Source organism: Polaribacter sp. PL03 (assembly GCF_033875165.1).
Classification (GTDB): Bacteria; Bacteroidota; Bacteroidia; order Flavobacteriales; family Flavobacteriaceae; genus Polaribacter.
On the sequence record NZ_JAWZSV010000006.1, the window covers coordinates 95,989 to 112,595 of the forward strand.

General features: G+C 31.2%; 14 protein-coding genes. 7 read left to right on the forward strand and 7 right to left on the reverse strand.

Going from position 1 to position 16,607, the window contains the following annotated elements; genetic code table 11:
* Nucleotides 1-11: 11 nt before the first annotated feature.
* The 5 genes from SHK09_RS13070 to SHK09_RS13090 all read right to left on the reverse strand — a co-directional run bounded on the left by SHK09_RS13070 (nt 12) and on the right by SHK09_RS13090 (nt 7,126).
* Nucleotides 12-923: a septum formation inhibitor Maf gene (locus SHK09_RS13070; RefSeq protein ID WP_319811229.1), complete on the reverse strand. Its 912-nt coding sequence runs from the start codon at nt 921-923 to the stop codon at nt 12-14.
* A 169-nt stretch (nt 924-1,092) separates the two neighbouring features.
* The gene (locus SHK09_RS13075) at nt 1,093-2,889 is read right to left on the reverse strand and encodes an acyl-CoA dehydrogenase family protein (protein WP_319811230.1); all 1,797 of its coding nucleotides are present in this window, start codon (nt 2,887-2,889) and stop codon (nt 1,093-1,095) included.
* Between the two features lie 165 nt (nt 2,890-3,054).
* Complete coding sequence (locus SHK09_RS13080; protein WP_319811231.1) at nt 3,055-4,245, reverse strand: acetyl-CoA C-acyltransferase; 1,191 nt, start codon at nt 4,243-4,245, stop codon at nt 3,055-3,057.
* A gap of 5 nt (nt 4,246-4,250) precedes the next feature.
* Nucleotides 4,251-6,656, reverse strand: coding sequence for a 3-hydroxyacyl-CoA dehydrogenase/enoyl-CoA hydratase family protein (locus SHK09_RS13085; protein WP_319811232.1), 2,406 nt, complete (start codon nt 6,654-6,656; stop codon nt 4,251-4,253).
* Between the two features lie 11 nt (nt 6,657-6,667).
* Complete coding sequence (locus SHK09_RS13090) at nt 6,668-7,126, reverse strand: MarR family winged helix-turn-helix transcriptional regulator (RefSeq protein WP_319811233.1); 459 nt, start codon at nt 7,124-7,126, stop codon at nt 6,668-6,670.
* 178 nt (nt 7,127-7,304) lie between these two features.
* Between SHK09_RS13090 and SHK09_RS13095 the strand changes: the two genes are divergently transcribed.
* From SHK09_RS13095 to SHK09_RS13110, 4 genes are read left to right on the forward strand one after another with little or no spacing between them, the layout of a single operon-like run.
* Complete coding sequence (locus SHK09_RS13095; RefSeq protein ID WP_319811234.1) at nt 7,305-8,234, forward strand: ATP-binding cassette domain-containing protein; 930 nt, start codon at nt 7,305-7,307, stop codon at nt 8,232-8,234.
* Nucleotides 8,235-8,238: 4 nt separating this feature from the next.
* Nucleotides 8,239-9,564 (forward strand): ABC transporter permease, encoded by a 1,326-nt coding sequence (locus SHK09_RS13100; RefSeq protein ID WP_319811235.1) that lies wholly within the window; start codon nt 8,239-8,241, stop codon nt 9,562-9,564.
* Entirely contained in the window at nt 9,565-10,440 is an 876-nt protein-coding gene (locus tag SHK09_RS13105; RefSeq protein WP_319811236.1) for a mechanosensitive ion channel family protein, read from the forward strand. It abuts the gene before it with no gap.
* 20 nt (nt 10,441-10,460) lie between these two features.
* Nucleotides 10,461-11,624, forward strand: a complete 1,164-nt coding sequence (locus SHK09_RS13110; protein WP_319811237.1) for a sigma-54 dependent transcriptional regulator — start codon at nt 10,461-10,463, stop codon at nt 11,622-11,624.
* A gap of 74 nt (nt 11,625-11,698) precedes the next feature.
* Here the strand turns inward: SHK09_RS13110 and katG are convergent, their stop codons facing one another.
* Nucleotides 11,699-13,891 carry a catalase/peroxidase HPI gene (gene katG / locus SHK09_RS13115; RefSeq protein ID WP_319811238.1) on the reverse strand — a complete coding sequence of 731 codons (2,193 nt, stop codon included), beginning with the start codon at nt 13,889-13,891 and terminating at the stop codon, nt 11,699-11,701.
* A 301-nt stretch (nt 13,892-14,192) separates the two neighbouring features.
* Here katG and SHK09_RS13120 point away from each other — a divergent pair, with 301 nt between their 5' ends.
* The 3 genes from SHK09_RS13120 to SHK09_RS13130 all read left to right on the forward strand — a co-directional run bounded on the left by SHK09_RS13120 (nt 14,193) and on the right by SHK09_RS13130 (nt 15,488).
* Nucleotides 14,193-14,834: a peroxiredoxin gene (locus SHK09_RS13120; RefSeq protein WP_319811239.1), complete on the forward strand. Its 642-nt coding sequence runs from the start codon at nt 14,193-14,195 to the stop codon at nt 14,832-14,834.
* Nucleotides 14,835-14,914: 80 nt separating this feature from the next.
* Entirely contained in the window at nt 14,915-15,223 is a 309-nt protein-coding gene (locus SHK09_RS13125) for a thioredoxin family protein (RefSeq protein ID WP_319811240.1), read from the forward strand.
* A gap of 7 nt (nt 15,224-15,230) precedes the next feature.
* Nucleotides 15,231-15,488 (forward strand): DUF6952 family protein, encoded by a 258-nt coding sequence (locus SHK09_RS13130; protein ID WP_319811241.1) that lies wholly within the window; start codon nt 15,231-15,233, stop codon nt 15,486-15,488.
* A gap of 53 nt (nt 15,489-15,541) precedes the next feature.
* Here SHK09_RS13130 and SHK09_RS13135 read toward each other — a convergent pair whose 3' ends face one another.
* Nucleotides 15,542-16,600 carry a flavin monoamine oxidase family protein gene (locus SHK09_RS13135; protein ID WP_319811242.1) on the reverse strand — a complete coding sequence of 353 codons (1,059 nt, stop codon included), beginning with the start codon at nt 16,598-16,600 and terminating at the stop codon, nt 15,542-15,544.
* Nucleotides 16,601-16,607: the final 7 nt, after the last annotated feature.

The following is a 16,607-nucleotide window of genomic DNA, read 5'->3' on the forward strand; positions in this document are numbered from 1 at the left end:
TTTTATAAATTTTAGTATAAACCCAATTCTTTTCTCTCGTTGATATTTGTTACTCCATTTTTACTCCAATAAGCAGATTTTATTGTCTTTATTTTTTCTGCTTTTGTAGTTAATGTTTTACCTCTTTGTACAGATTTTTCTTCCCAAGATTCTATAGTATATGGAAACTCTTTTGTGAATTTAATTATTAATGTTCTTTTTAATTCTGGATAATGAATTATGTATTTTGATAAATGACCTTCTTCTTTTAATGTAGCTGTTGCTTTATAGCTTTTTATTTTTTGATGATTTAACGCTAAATATTCAAATGAAGGAACGATTAAATGGTTTCCTAAAGGCAGGTTTTCTGGTGAAATTCTTAATTGATTCCAAAGCTCATTTTCTAAAATATTTTTTTCTAATGTAATTTTTTGATCTGCATTTGTTTCAAAATAAGAATGAAAATCAATTTGAAATTTTTCTCTATTATTTAATTGTACAAATGTATTTCCACACCATTCTTGTGCAGAAAAAGAAATTTTTATTGCTTCTTTATTAGTGTTAATAGGAGAGAAGGTACTCGTCATTAATGAATATGGGTAAATTCCTGTAACAAATTTCTTAGTGTTATTCAATTTTAAAACAGGAATATTGTTATCATTATCATAATCTGCTTTCACTTGTTTTTCTGGTAGAAAGTTTTCTGTAACAAAAATATTTACAGCCGTTCCTTCGTAAGTTTCACCATATCTCACTTGCGATAATTTATAGGAAGTTATTTCTGCTTTTCCTTTATACCAGTAAGCATTAAAATTAGGATGTTTTTTAAAATCATTTACTTTACGTTTTTGTGTTTTTTTTACTTCTTTGGGTTCAATATTTGAACAAAAAATAAATAAAAAACTTGTAATAACTGGTAATAATATTTTTAAGTAATATTTCATTTGCTATTAAATTTAATAGCAATTTACGATAATACAAAGACTCTATTGGTTCTAAAAAAGAAATTAACACTTCTTTGTAAAAAAAAAAGACCATCTTTAAAGATGGTCTTTTTAAACAAACAACTAAATTCAAAAACTTTTTTATAGTTTATGAAGATTTTATATATTTTTAGAAACAGTATTTGTTTTCTGCTTTTACTTTTTCTGCAATTTCGTTACGTAAATCTACAATATCTGGGTAGTTTTGGTATTTAGTAAAACGCTTTAAGCCCATTAACATCATACGTTGCTCATCACCTTCAGCAAAAGAAATAATACTTTCTTTCCCTTTCTCTTCGATAATGTCTACAGCATGATACAAGTATAATTTAGACATAGCAATCTGTACAGATTGTTCTTCTTTACTTGTGCGTTTTACATTTTTCTCAGTTCTTAAAATGGCAGATTCAGCCATGTAAATTTCAATTAGAATATCTGAAGCAGCAATTAATAATTGTTGGTGTGCTTCTATTTCTTGACCATATTTTTGAAGTGCTGCACCTGCAACCATTAAAAAAGTTTTCTTCAATTTGGCAATCATGTGTTTTTCTTCAGAAAATAATTCAGAATAATCTGGCGTATCAAAAGAAGGAATTCCCATTAAGCTATTTGCAACTTCTGTTGCAGGGCCTAATAAGTCTACATGACCTTTCATTGCTTTTTTAATTAACATACCAACAGAAAGCATTCTGTTAATTTCGTTTGTACCTTCGTATATACGAGCAATTCTAGCATCTCTCCAGGCAGATTCCATAGGAGTCTCTTCAGAGAATCCCATTCCACCAAAAATTTGAATTCCTTCATCTGCACAACTTTGTACATCTTCAGAAACTGCAACTTTTAAAATAGAACATTCAATAGCATACTCTTCTACACCTTTTAATTCTGCTTCTTGGTGTGTATTACCTGCAGCAACTCTTAATGCAATTCTATCTTCAATATCTTTAGCTGCTCTATAAGTAGCAGATTCACCAACATATGCATTGGCAGACATTTCTGCTAATTTTACTTTAATTGCACCAAAATCTGCAATAGGAGTTTTAAATTGTCTACGTTCTGTAGCGTATTTAACAGCATGTGTTATAACTCTTCTTTGAGAATCTAAACAAGCACCTGCTAATTTAATACGACCTACATTTAAAGCGTTCATTGCAATTTTAAAACCTTCTCCACGACCAGCTAACATATTTTCTACAGATACTACTGTATCGTTAAAAAATACTTGTCTTGTAGAAGAAGCTCTAATTCCTAATTTATGCTCTTCTTCACCTAAAGTAATACCATTTGCGTTGTCTTTATCATATTCAACAATAAAACCTGTAATATTTTTATCATTTTCTATACGTGCAAAAACGATCATTAAACGACAAAAACCTGCGTTAGAAATCCACATTTTTTGACCGTTAATTTTATAAGATTTTCCGTCAGCAGATAATTCTGCTGTAGTTTTTCCAGAATTTGCATCAGAACCAGCACCTGGTTCTGTTAAACAATAAGCACCAAACCACTCACCAGTAGCTAATTTTGGTACATATTTTTGTTTTTGTTCTTCTGTACCATATAATGTAATTGGCATAGTACCAATACCTGTATGCGCACCAAAGGCAGTACTAAAAGAACCTGTTCCACTTGAAATATAATCACAAGTTAATAATGTAGAAACAAATCCCATTCCTAGTCCTCCATACTCTTCAGGAACAGCAACACCTAAAAAACCTAGTTCACCAGCTTTACGCATTACTTCTTCTGTAAGTGCATAATCTTTAGCTTCGAAACGTGCTTTGTGAGGTATAATTTCTCTATCATTAAATTCCGTTACGGCATCTTTCATCATTTGTTGCTCCTCAGAAAAATCTTCTGGAGTAAATACGTCTTCACAATTTGTTTCTTTTACAAGAAACTGGCCACCTCTTAATAATTCTGACATTTTTATTTTGTTTTAAGATTATAGAAGAAAAAAATAGAGAATAGACATTTTTGCTATTTTAAAACTCCAATGTTACTCTCTGGAATTCTTCTATTTTATCTTCTAATATTATTTATTTATATTTTATAATTAAGAGTTTTATTCTTAATTTATAGTTGTTTTTAGTTATGAAAGAAATTCGAATACACCTGCAGCACCTTGTCCTGTTCCAACACACATGGTTACCATACCGTATTTGTTTTTCATATCTCTCTTACGCATTTCATCAAATAATTGAACAGATAATTTTGCACCTGTACAACCTAAAGGATGTCCTAATGCAATGGCACCACCATTTACATTCACAATTTCTTGATTCAAATCTAACTCGCGCATAACCGCTAAAGATTGAGAAGCAAAAGCTTCATTCAATTCTATTAACTCAATATCTTTTTGTTGTAAACCTGCTTGTTTTAAAACTTTAGGTATTGCAGCAACTGGTCCAATTCCCATAATTCTTGGTTCAACACCAGCAGCAGCATAATTTACTACTCTAGCAATTGGCTCTAGATTTAATTCTTTTACCATTTCTTCGCTCATTACCATTACAAACGCTGCTCCATCACTCATTTGAGATGAATTACCAGCAGTAACACTACCACCAGCAGCAAATACTGAACGTAATTTATTTAAGGCAGCAATAGAAGTACCGGCTCTTGGACCTTCGTCTTTATTTACAGTATACTTTCTAGTTGCTTTTTTTCCATTGGCATCTAAATAGGTCTCTTCAACCTCAATAGGAACTATTTGATCTTGAAAACGATTTTCAGCTTGTGCTTTTAAAGCTTTCATGTGAGACTTAAATGCAAATTCATCTTGGTCTTTTCTAGAAACTTTAAATTGATTAGCTACTGCTTCTGCAGTATTTCCCATTCCCCAATAATAATTTGCATGACCATCTTTAATTGTGTCATAATTTAATTCTGGTTTAAAACCAGTCATTGGTACAGAACTCATGCTTTCTGCTCCACCTGCAATAATACAACTTGCCATTCCTGCTTGAATTTTAGCTGCTGCCATTGCAATAGTTTCTAACCCAGATGAACAGAATCTATTAACAGTAACTCCAGGAACATCCACAGAATTTAATCCTATTAAAGAGATAAAACGAGCCATGTTTAATCCTTGCGAACCTTCTGGCATTGCATTACCAACAATTACGTCATCGATACGTTTTACGTCTAGATTTGGTAATTCTTTCATCATGTGCTGAATGGTTTCTGCACCTAATTCGTCTGCACGTTTAAAGCGAAAAACACCTTTTGGAGCTTTTGCAACTGCAGTTCTATATGCTTTTACTATATATGCTGTTTTCATGTTTTTTAGTTTCTTAAAGGTTTACCAGTTTTTAACATCGCTTGAATACGTTCTAATGTTTTACGCTCTGTGCAAAGAGATAAAAATGCTTCTCTTTCAAGATCTAATAAATACTGCTCTGTAACTAATGTTGGTTCAGATAAATCTCCACCTGCCATTACATAAGCTAGTTTGTTGGCAATTTTCATATCATGGCCACTAATGTATTTAGAATCTTTCATAGAATCTGTTCCTACTAAGAACATTCCTAAAGCTTGTTTTCCTAAAACCTTAACGTCATTACGTTTTGCAGGTTGTGTATAACCACTTTCTGCCATTAATTTAGCATGCGCTTTTGCTGTAGCAATTTGTCTTTCTTTATTTACAACTACTACATCTTTTCCTTTTTGAAGTAAGCCTAAATCGAATGCTTCATGAGCAGAAGTAGAAACTTTTGCCATACCAATAGTTAAGAAGTTTTCTTGTAAAATGTTTAATTCTACATCTCCTTTTCTAAAAGAATCTGATGCTCTTAAAGCCATTTCTTTAGAACCACCACCACCAGGAATTACACCAACTCCAAATTCGACTAATCCCATATACGTTTCTGCTGCTGCAACTACTTTGTCTGCGTGTAGAGAAATTTCACAACCACCACCTAAAGCCATTCCATGAGGAGCAGAGATAGTTGGTATAGATGAATAACGCATACGCATCATAGTGTCTTGGAAGTATTTAATGGCGTAATTTAGTTCATCATATTCTTGCTCTACAGCCATCATAAAAATCATACCAATATTTGCTCCAACAGAAAAATTTGGTGCTTGGTTACCAACAACCAAACCTTGAAAATCTTTTTCTGCTAAATCAATTGCCTTATTTATACCTGCTAAAACATCACCACCAATTGTGTTCATTTTAGATTGGAATTCTACATTTAAAATTCCATCTCCAATATCTTGTACAGAAACTCCAGAGTTTTTAAATACTTCTGTTGTTTTTCTAATATTATCTAAAATAATAAAAGACTCTTGTCCTGGTTTTTTTGTTTGTGATTTAGAAGGAACGTCATAAAAGTACGTAGCGCCTTCTTTTACAGTGTAAAAAGATTTAGAGCCAGAAGCTAACATTTCTTTTACCCAAGCAGCAGGTTCTGCACCTTCAGCTTTCATTAATTCAATTCCAGCTTCTACACCAACAGCATCCCAAATTTCAAAAGGTCCGTTCTCCCAACCAAAACCAGCTTTCATTGCATCATCAATTTTATACAATTCGTCAGAAATTTCTGGAATTCTATTTTGAACATATGCAAACATTGCGGCGAAATTCTTTCTGTAGAACTCACCAGCTTTATCTTTTCCACCAACTAATATTTTAAATCTATCTATTGGTTTGTCTATTGTTTTTGTTAATTCTAAAGTAGCAAATTTTGCTCTTTTAGAAGAACGGTATTCTAAAGTGTCTAAGTCTAAAGTTAAAATTTCTTTTTTTCCTTCATCATTTACCGTTTTCTTGTAGAAACCTTGCCCTGTTTTACTTCCTAACCATTTGTTTTCCATCATTGTGTTGATGAAACTTGGTAATTTAAAAAGCTCATGAGCTTCATCATTAGGGCAGTTTTCATAAATTCCATTAGCAACATGTACCAACGTATCTAAACCAACAACATCAACAGTTCTAAAGGTTGCAGATTTTGGACGACCAATTACTGGTCCTGTCAACTTATCTACTTCTTCAACTGTTAAGCCTAATTCTTTTACTTGATGAAATAAAGACTGAATTCCGAAAATTCCAACTCTATTACCTATAAACGCAGGTGTATCTTTTGCTAAAACAGAAGTTTTACCTAAGAATTTTTCACCATACATCATTAAGAAATCTGTAACTTCTTGTTTACAATCTGGTCCAGGAACAACTTCGAAAAGTTTTAAATATCTTGGAGGATTAAAAAAGTGAGTTACCGCAAAATGCTTTTGGAAGTCTTCACTTCTTCCTTCATTCATAAATTTAATAGGAATACCAGAAGTGTTAGAAGAAATAATAGTTCCTGGAGTTCTGTATTTCTCTAATTTATCAAAAACTATTTTTTTAATATCTAGTCTTTCAACTACAACCTCCATAATCCAATCTACATCTGCAACCTTTGCAATATCATCATCTAAATTACCAGTAGTAATTCTGCTTGCAAATTTCTGATTATAAATAGGAGAAGGTTTCGATTTTAAAGATGCTGTTAATGCATCATTAACTAATCGGTTTCTAACAACTTTGTCTTCTAACGTAAGTCCTTTTGCTTTTTCTTTATCAGTTAATTCTCTTGGAACAATGTCCAATAATAGAACTTCTACACCAATATTAGCAAAATGACAAGCAATACCACTTCCCATAATTCCGGAACCAATAATTGCTACTTTTTTAATTCTTCTAGTCATTTGTTTGATTTTTATACTGCTTTTTTGTTGATTTCTTTATAAATCTCTTTATCTGCAATCAATTCATTAATCTTTGAAGTTACATTAAAAAAACCTTCTAAGTCTTTTTCTGTAACATTATTAACTACCGTTTCATTAAATTGAATAACATGGCCTTTAGATACTTTACGCATTTCTTTACCATATGCTGTTAATTTAATAATAACACTTCTACCATCTTCTGGGTTCTTTTCTCTAGAAATAGCTCCTTTATCTTCCATGTTTCTTAAAATTCTAGAAAGACTTGTTGGTTCCATTCCCATTAAAGGACCTAATGCTGTAGATGGTGTGCCGTTTTCTTTATCAATATTTAATAAAACAAATGCGGTAGCCATTGTACTGTCATGCTTTACAGCCTGTTCATTGTACACTTTTGCAACAGCTTGCCAAGTTGCTCTTAATTGATGATCTATGGATTTATGCTTATTCATTGGTTCAAATATAATAAAATTTATTATGCATGCATAGTAAATTGCAAAAAAGTTATGCACGCATAGTAAATTTTAACATAAAATTAAAGTGTAACGTTTTTAGATGTTTAGATACTAATAGATAGAAAATATGTAGCTTTGTAAGCAATTCTACTCTAAAATTAATGAACTTTTATCGATGAAAAATTTATTAGAAATAAATAATGTAGTAAAGAAATATGGCGATTTTACTGCTTTAAATGATGTTTCCATTCATATTCCTAAAGGAAGTGTTTATGGTTTATTAGGGCCAAATGGTGCTGGAAAAACATCTTTAATTAGAATTATTAACCAAATTACTATGCAAGATAGTGGTTCTATTATTTTAGATGGAGAACCATTAGCTCCACATCATACGGCACAAATTGGTTATTTACCAGAAGAACGTGGTTTGTATAAATCGATGAAGGTTGGTGAACAGGCGTTATATTTAGCACAATTAAAAGGTTTATCTAAAGCAGAAGCTAAAAAACGATTGAAATATTGGTTCGAAAAGTTTGATATTTCTGCTTGGTGGGGAAAGAAAATTGAAGAGCTGTCTAAAGGAATGGCGCAAAAAGTACAATTTATTGTTACGGTAATGCACAATCCTAAATTATTAATTTTTGATGAACCTTTTTCTGGTTTCGATCCTATAAACGCACAATTAATAGCCAAAGAAATTTTGCAACTTCGTGATGAAGGCGCAACAATTATCTTTTCTACACATAGAATGGAATCTGTAGAAGAAATGTGTGATGAAATTGCTTTGATAGATAAATCGAATAAGATTTTAGACGGAAAGTTAGATGATATTAAGCGTGAATTTAGAACAAATACTTTTCAGGTTGGTTTGCAAACAGCAAATCCTAAAGAGGTAGAAGCTAAATTAAAAGAGAATTTCGAGGTTTCACCTTCGAACTTTAAATTATTAAATGATAGTTTAACTTTAAACGTAAAATTAACAAACGGAAATTCTTCAAATGATTTATTGTCTTTTTTAACGAGTAGAGGAGAGGTACAGCATTTTGTAGAGTTAATACCAAGTGCAAATGATATTTTTATTCAGGCAGTAAACAAAAATAGTTAAGAAAATGAGCAAATTAAAACTAATTATACAGAGAGAGTTTATTGCAAAAGTTCGTAATAAATCATTTATAATGATGACTTTTTTAAGTCCGTTATTAATGGTAGGAATGGGAGCTTTGGTTTATTTTCTAATGCAAAAAAACGACGAAAAAATTAAAGAGATTGTCTATGTAGATAATTCTGAAATGTTTTCGAAGGAAGATTTTAAGGATACCAAAACAATTCATTATTTAGATTATACTGCTTTAGGAATAGAAGAAACAAAGAAAAAAGTAGAAGAAGGAGATTATTATGGTGCCTTAATTATTCCTAAACAAGATAGTTTAGAGTTGTTGGCTAAATCAATAGAATTCTATTCTAAAGATTCTCCAGGAATGTCTGTAATGAGTTCTTTAGAAAATAAAATTGAGCAAAAAATTAGAAACGAAAAATTAAACAATTTTGGTATTGATTTAGATAAAATTGAAGCTTCTAAAATTAATACAGATATAAAAATGTATGATTTTTCTGGCGAAGAATCATCAAAATTAATAAACGGATTAAAAATTGGTGTTGGTGCAATTGCAGGATATTTATTAATGATGTTTGTTATGATTTATGGTACTTCTGTTATGAGAAGTGTTATCGAAGAAAAAACAAGTAGAATTATAGAAATTATAGTTTCCTCTGTAAAACCATTTCAATTAATGATGGGTAAAATATTAGGAAATGCCTCTGCTGGTTTATTACAATTCTTTATTTGGGGAGTAATACTTTTTGTTATTGTTACTGTAGCTTCGTCTATTTTTGGAGTAGATGTAGTAGAGATGCAGACAGCAAGAGTACCTGCAGAACAAATGGATGCAATGAAACAAGCAACTGCTGGAGATAAAGGACAAATGGTTATTCAAGAAATTTTAAAATTACCAATTTTAAAAATGTTTGTATTATTTATTTTTTACTTCTTAGGTGGTTTTATGTTGTATAGCTCTCTATTTGCAGCCGTTGGTGCAGCAGTAGATAACGAAACAGATACACAGCAATTTATGTTGCCAATAATGCTACCTTTAATTTTAGGAGTTTATGTTGGTTTTGCAACAGTAATGAATGATCCTCATGGTTCTATTGCGGTTCTTTTTTCATATATTCCATTTACAAGTCCTATTGTAATGTTAATGAGAGTTCCTTTTGGTGTTTCATGGTATGAACTAGCAATTTCTATGGCATTATTATTAGTTACATTTGTATTTATGGTTTGGTTAGCAGCTAAAATTTACAGAGTAGGTATTTTAATGTATGGTAAAAAACCTACGTATAAAGATTTGTATAAATGGTTAAAATATAAAGGATAAATGCAAGAAAATCTAGAGAAAGTTAAAGACGCCATTGTAGACGAAACAAAATCTATATTAGATTATACTTTTATCTTTAGTAAAGAAATAAGTATAACTGTAAAAGGCTTAATCTTTGTTGCTGTTGCGCTTTTTCTAACAGCTTTTATATTAAAACTAGTAAGAAGATTTATTACTAGAAAAATGCCAGAAAATGATAAAGTTAAATTTGTTAGTGTTTTTGGTTATATAAGATGGGTTGTTTTTTTAGTGATTTTTTTAATTGCGATGGATGCTTCTGGGGTAAATGTAACCGCAGTTTTTGCAGCTTCAGCAGTACTATTAATAGGTGTTGGTTTGGCGTTACAAACCTTGTTTCAAGATATATTATCTGGTATTTTTATTTTGGTAGATAAATCTGTTCATGTAGGTGATATTATAGAGTTAGAAGGTAAGGTAGGTAGAGTTTTAGATATTCGTTTAAGAACAACTAGAGCAGTTACAACAGATAATAAAGTGTTGGTAATTCCCAATCATTTATACCTTACAAACATTTTGTTTAATTGGACAGAAAACGGAACAGAAACTAGAGAATCTGTAGCAGTTGGTGTTGCTTATGGTAGTAATGTAGAGTTGGTAAAACAACTCTTATTAGATGCTGCTAAAAAGCACAAAAAGATTTTAAAAATTCCAGAACCAAAAGTATTATTTACAGATTTTGCAGATAGTTCTTTAAATTTTAAACTTGTTTTTTCTTTAAATGATAGTTTTGAAACCAGATTTGTACAAAGCGACCTACGTTTTGCTATAGATAAAGTATTTAGAGAAAATAATGTTACAATTCCTTTTCCACAAAGAGATGTACACGTTTTTAGTGAAAAAGCAAAAGTAGAATAGAATATAAAACTTTGAAAAGAATGAGTAAAATATTAATTATTGAAGACGAAGCTGCCATTAGAAGGGTTTTAACAAAAATTATTTCAGAAGAAAATGAGGCTTATAATGTTGAGGAAGCAGAAGACGGATTGTTAGGAATAGAAATGATTAAAAATAACGATTACGATTTAGTTTTATGTGATATTAAAATGCCAAAAATGGATGGTGTTGAGGTATTGGAAAAGGCAAAAAAGATTAAGCCAGAAATACCAATTGTTATGATTTCTGGTCATGGAGATTTAGATACAGCTGTAAATACAATGCGTTTAGGTGCGTTTGATTATATCTCTAAACCACCAGATTTAAATAGACTTTTAAATACAGTAAGAAATGCTTTAGATACAAAAGTATTAATTGTAGAGAATAAAAGATTAAAGAAAAAAGTTAGCAAAAGCTACCAAATGATTGGTGAAAGTGATGCTATTTCTCATATTAAAGATATTATAGAAAAAGTAGCAGCAACAGATGCAAGAGTCTTAATTACTGGACCTAACGGAACAGGGAAAGAATTGGTTGCACATTGGTTACACGAAAAATCTGATAGAGTTAAGGCTCCTATGATTGAAGTGAACTGTGCTGCAATTCCATCAGAATTAATAGAAAGTGAATTGTTTGGACATGTAAAAGGTTCTTTTACCGGTGCAAATAAAGATAGAGCTGGTAAGTTTGAAGCAGCAAATGGTGGAACTATTTTTCTAGATGAAATTGGTGATATGAGTCTGTCTGCACAAGCAAAAGTGTTACGTGCGTTGCAAGAAAATAAAATTCAACGTGTAGGTTCTGATAGAGATATTAAAGTAAATGTTAGAATTGTTGCAGCAACTAATAAAAACCTAAAGGAAGAAATTGCTGAAGGTAGATTTAGAGAAGATTTGTACCATAGATTAGCTGTTATTTTAATTCAAGTTCCTTCTTTAAATGACAGAAGAGAAGATATTCCTTTATTAGTAGATTTTTTTACTGATAAAATTTCTGTAGAACAAGGAACTCCTAAAAAAGTATTTTCATCTGCCGCGATAAAGTTATTGCAAGAATACGATTGGACAGGAAATATACGTGAATTAAGAAATGTGGTAGAACGTTTAATTATTCTTGGAGAAAAAGAAGTTTCTGCGAATGATATAAAGTTATTTGCAAGTAAATAATTTTAATAAAGTTTATAATAAAAAAGGGGAATCAACAATTGTTGATTCCCCTTTTTTATGAAAAATAATCTTACTTATTTCTGAATATCAAATCTATCAAGATTCATTACTTTAGTCCAAGCAGCAACAAAATCTTTAACAAATCTTTCTTGTCCGTCATTTGCACCATATACTTCTGCAATAGCTCTTAATTCTGTATTAGAACCAAAAATTAAATCTGCACGAGTTCCTGTAAATTTAACTTCATTTGTTTTACGATTTCTACCTTCAAAGAATCTATCATCTTCAGAAGTAGCCTTCCAAGTATATGTAAAATCTAATATGTTTTTAAAGAAGTCATTAGTTAAACTACCTACGTTTTCTGTAAAAACACCATTGCTAGATCCATCATAATTAGCACCTAATACACGTAAACCACCCACTAAAACAGTCATTTCTGGAACAGATAACGTTAATAAATTAGCTTTATCAATCAATAAATCTTCTCCAGCTATTTTTATATCTGCTTTAATATAGTTTCTAAAACCATCTGCAATAGGTTCTAAATAACTAAAACCTTCTATATCTGTTTGTGCTTGTGAAGCGTCGCCTCTACCAGGAGTAAAATCAACTTTAGTTGTATTACCAACATTTTTAAGTCCTTGTTCTATACCAACATTACCCGCTAAAACAATTAAATCTGCAATAGAAATTTCTCCTTTAAAATCCTTTCTTATTGCTTCTAAAACAGTTAATACTTTATCTAACTCTTTAGGGTTATTTACTTCCCAACTTCTTTGTGGTTCTAAACGTACACGTGCGCCATTTGCGCCACCTCTTTTGTCTGAACCTCTAAAAGTAGAAGCAGAAGCCCAAGCTGTAGTTACTAATTGAGAAACTGTTAAACCAGAATTTAAAATTAATTCTTTTAGTGTAGCAATATCTCCTTCACTTAAAGTATAGTTTACGTTTGGTATAGGATCTTGCCATAATAATTCTTCTTTAGGAACTTCTGGACCTAAGTAACGAGAAACGGGTCCCATATCTCTATGCGTAAGTTTGTACCAAGCACGTGCAAAGGCATCTTCAAAAGCTTTATGGTCTTCATGAAAACGTTTAGAAATTACTAAATATGCAGGATCTACTTTTAAAGCAATATCTGCGGTAGTCATCATTAAACCTTGTGTAGCATTTGCATCACCAGCTTTAGGAGCTCTTTTAGCGTTAGAAGCTGCAGTTGGCGCCCATTGGTGTGCTCCGGCAGGACTTTTCACTAGTTCCCAATCGTAATTTAATAAAACATCAAAATATTCATTATCCCAACGTGTTGGGTTTGGTGTCCATGCGCCTTCAATACCACTTGTAATGGTATCATCTAAGACACCAGAACCAAAAGAGTTTTTCCAGCCAGTACTCATTTCTTCAATAGAAGCACCATGTGGCTCTTTACCAACATATTTACCAGGATCTGCTGCACCATGTGCTTTACCAAATGTGTGTCCACCTGCAACTAGCGCTACTGTTTCTTCATCATTCATAGCCATTCTACCAAAAGTTTCTCTAACATCGTGTGCAGAACCTTGCGGATCAGGGTTTCCATTTGGTCCTTCTGGGTTTACGTAAATCCATCCCATCATTACTGCAGCAAGCGGATCTTCTAAATCACCATCTTCATAACGGTCTTTATTTTCTCCCCATTCTGTTTCGCTTCCCCAATAAGCATCTTGTTCTGGTTCCCAAACATCTTCTCTTCCTCCAGCAAACCCAAATGTTGGGAATCCCATAGATTCTAAAGCGCAGTTTCCTGCAAGAATCATTAAATCTGCCCAAGAAATTTTAGTACCATATTTTTGTTTAATAGGCCATAATAATAAACGAGCTTTATCTAAGTTTCCATTATCTGGCCAACTATTTATAGGTGCAAATCTTTGGTTACCACCTCCAGCGCCACCGCGACCGTCACCAACTCTATATGTACCTGCGCTATGCCAAGCCATACGAATCATAAAACCTCCATAATGACCATAATCTGCAGGCCACCAATCTTGCGAATCTGTCATTAAATTAGTAACATCTTCTTTTAATGCTGAAAAATCGATACTATTAAACGCTTTTGCATAATCAAAATCTTCTCCCATTGGGTTTGATTTTGCTGCATTCTGACGTAAAATATTTAACTTTAATTCGTTTGGCCACCAATCTCTATTTTTAACACCGCCACCAGAAGTTTCTTTCTTTGTGCCACTAAAAAAAGGACATTTGCTAATATCTCCGCTATTATGATCCATATAATATATTTTTTAAATTTAATTTTTTGTAAAACTACTTATTCAGTAATCTTAATAGTTATAAGTAAAATTGATAGTTTTTATTTTAATATAACTAAACTTTATTACTAATATAAAGTTACAATTTTTTTTCACTCATATATTAGTAATAGTGTAAATCTATTTATAAAGACAAAAACTATAAGTAAAACTTATTTCAATATAAAAAGTTACCATTAAAATAGTTGCTTTTTTTTTGCTTTCCGTTCTATCTTTGTATCAGTAAAAAATAGCATATTAATAATTATAAAATTTATATAGAATGGCAACAATAGTAGGTAAAAAATTTCCAGATTTAAACGTAGATGCAATGAATGAAATGGGAGATACGTTTAAATTAAACGTATTGGAAGAAGCAGTTAATAACAAAAAGAAAGTGTTATTGTTCTGGTACCCAAAAGATTTTACATTTGTTTGTCCTACCGAATTACACGCTTTTCAAGCAGCTATTGCAGAATTTGAAAAAAGAAATACAATTGTAATTGGTGCTTCTTGTGATACTCCAGAAGTTCACTTTGCATGGTTAAGTACTTCTAAAGATAATGGTGGTATAGAAGGTGTTACATACCCAATTTTAGCAGATAGCAACAGAAACTTATCGTCTATCTTAGGTATTTTAGATATTACCAATGAAACTTTTGATGAAGCTACACAAACAATTCAAGTAGAAGGAGATAATGTAACTTACAGAGCTACTTATTTAATTGACGAAGAAGGAACTGTTTTTCATGAAGGAATTAATCACATGCCAGTTGGTAGAAATGTAAATGAATTTTTACGTTTAATCGATGCCTATGCGCACGTACAGTCTCACGGAGAGGTTTGTCCTGCAAACTGGGAAGAAGGTAAAGAAGCAATGGCTCCTAATGCAAAAGGAACAGCAGCATATTTAGCATCTAACTAAAAAATTTAAAAAGGATTCTAATTCGTGTTTTAGTTGGGGGATTAAAATACGAATTACCTTTTTTTTTAATACATAAAATTATGTTACAAGAATTAACAGAAGATAATTTACAAGAAATTGTAAACGGAAATAATAAGGTAATTGTACAATACTCTGCTACTTGGTGTGGTAATTGTAGAATTATGAAACCAAAATTTAAAAAGTTAGCTTCAGAAAATGAAAACATAACTTTTGTAATTGCAGATGCAGAAAAATTTCCTGAAAGCAGAAAATTAGCAGATGTAAGTAACTTACCAACTTTTGCAACTTTTGAAGGTGGTAGTTTTAAAAATCAAACACAAACAAATAAGTTTGATGTGTTAAAGGAATTAGTAAACGAAGTAATTTAAGTAAATTATGAAATTACCAGTAATTAAACATCTTACTAATTTTATCGAAGAAAACGATCAGGATTATGTGTTAGAAACTATTGAAACTCTAGAAGCTTTAACAGAAGTTCCGTCTTTAAAAGATGATGAATTAGATGTTATTGGAGAGTTAATTTCTAATATGTATGGTGCTCTAGAAGTTGATAAAATGATAAAAGATGGCACACCAAAAAAAGAAGCGTTAAATACTTTTATGAAACGCGTTTTAGGTTCTATTGATAAATAAATAGCAACCTTATATTATATAGAATCTCAAGTGTAAGCTTGAGATTTTTTTGTTTATTGAAACTTGTTTTTCAACTGTTCTGTAATCTCATTTCCTCTATAAATTGCGCCTTCCATATAGCCACCGTAACTAGTTGATGTTTCTGAACCGGCAATTATAAATTTACCTTTTAAAAATTCTTTCTGATAAACTGAATGTCCGTTATTGAAATGTGGATTGATATAAGTGCCATTTTCAAAATTTAAAAGATTTTCTTTATTCCATACTTTTTCTTCATAAGAAAGATAGTTTAAACCATCTTCACCAAAGAATTTAAAGAGTTGTTCTTGTATTTTTTTCTCTCTCGTTTCTTTTGATTCATTTACCAAAGCACCATTTAAAAACCCCATTAAAGAAAAACGGTTATTTTCGAAATTAGAATGATCATACATTTCTGTAAACGGACCTACATTACTAAAACCAACGCCAGATAAACCTTGTTCTTTCCAAAAAGAAGTTTTATAAACCATTGCAAATTTTATAGAATCTTTCATCCATGTATGTGTGTTGTTTGCAATTTTGATGAGGTTTGAATCTAATTCAGAAGAAAATGAAACCGAATTTACCAATAGTTGAGGCGGAATGGTTGAAATAACAACATCTGCAATAAATACTGATTTTTCTGTACTCACCTTTATAGAAGCTTCAGTGTCATCAATATTTAAGACCTTCTTATTTAATAAGATTTCATCTTCAGAAAAATCTTTAGCTAATTCTTCTAAGATTGTTGCAGTTCCACCAATAATTCTATAACTAATTTCTTGATTTTTTGGAACTTTAAAACGTTGAGGTAAATTATTAGCAGCTGCCTCAAATAAAGCATCTCCATTCATGTTTTGTTCAAATAAAGAGATGTTTAATTCTTTACAAACTTTTAATAATTCTTCATTATATCTCCAAAGCCAAGTTGCACCTAATTCGACTTTTGTATCATTTACTTTTTTGGTGTAAATTCTACCTCCAACTCTGCTGTTTGCTTCTAAAATTGTAACTAAAAACCCAGCTTTTTTTAATTTATACCCTAAATAGATACCAGAAATTCCTGCACCAAGAATAATTATTTTTTTCTTCATTTTGATA

Coding starts and splice junctions, on each gene's coding strand:
- SHK09_RS13110 (WP_319811237.1), top strand. CDS start 10,461: ATGAGTAAAATATTAATTATTGAAGACGAAGCTGCCATTAGAAGGGTT.
- katG (WP_319811238.1), bottom strand. CDS start 13,891: ATGGATCATAATAGCGGAGATATTAGCAAATGTCCTTTTTTTAGTGGC.
- SHK09_RS13105 (WP_319811236.1), top strand. CDS start 9,565: ATGCAAGAAAATCTAGAGAAAGTTAAAGACGCCATTGTAGACGAAACA.
- SHK09_RS13100 (WP_319811235.1), top strand. CDS start 8,239: ATGAGCAAATTAAAACTAATTATACAGAGAGAGTTTATTGCAAAAGTT.
- SHK09_RS13090 (WP_319811233.1), bottom strand. CDS start 7,126: ATGAATAAGCATAAATCCATAGATCATCAATTAAGAGCAACTTGGCAA.
- SHK09_RS13070 (WP_319811229.1), bottom strand. CDS start 923: ATGAAATATTACTTAAAAATATTATTACCAGTTATTACAAGTTTTTTA.
- SHK09_RS13095 (WP_319811234.1), top strand. CDS start 7,305: ATGAAAAATTTATTAGAAATAAATAATGTAGTAAAGAAATATGGCGAT.
- SHK09_RS13135 (WP_319811242.1), bottom strand. CDS start 16,600: ATGAAGAAAAAAATAATTATTCTTGGTGCAGGAATTTCTGGTATCTAT.
- SHK09_RS13130 (WP_319811241.1), top strand. CDS start 15,231: ATGAAATTACCAGTAATTAAACATCTTACTAATTTTATCGAAGAAAAC.
- SHK09_RS13085 (WP_319811232.1), bottom strand. CDS start 6,656: ATGACTAGAAGAATTAAAAAAGTAGCAATTATTGGTTCCGGAATTATG.
- SHK09_RS13125 (WP_319811240.1), top strand. CDS start 14,915: ATGTTACAAGAATTAACAGAAGATAATTTACAAGAAATTGTAAACGGA.
- SHK09_RS13075 (WP_319811230.1), bottom strand. CDS start 2,889: ATGTCAGAATTATTAAGAGGTGGCCAGTTTCTTGTAAAAGAAACAAAT.
- SHK09_RS13120 (WP_319811239.1), top strand. CDS start 14,193: ATGGCAACAATAGTAGGTAAAAAATTTCCAGATTTAAACGTAGATGCA.
- SHK09_RS13080 (WP_319811231.1), bottom strand. CDS start 4,245: ATGAAAACAGCATATATAGTAAAAGCATATAGAACTGCAGTTGCAAAA.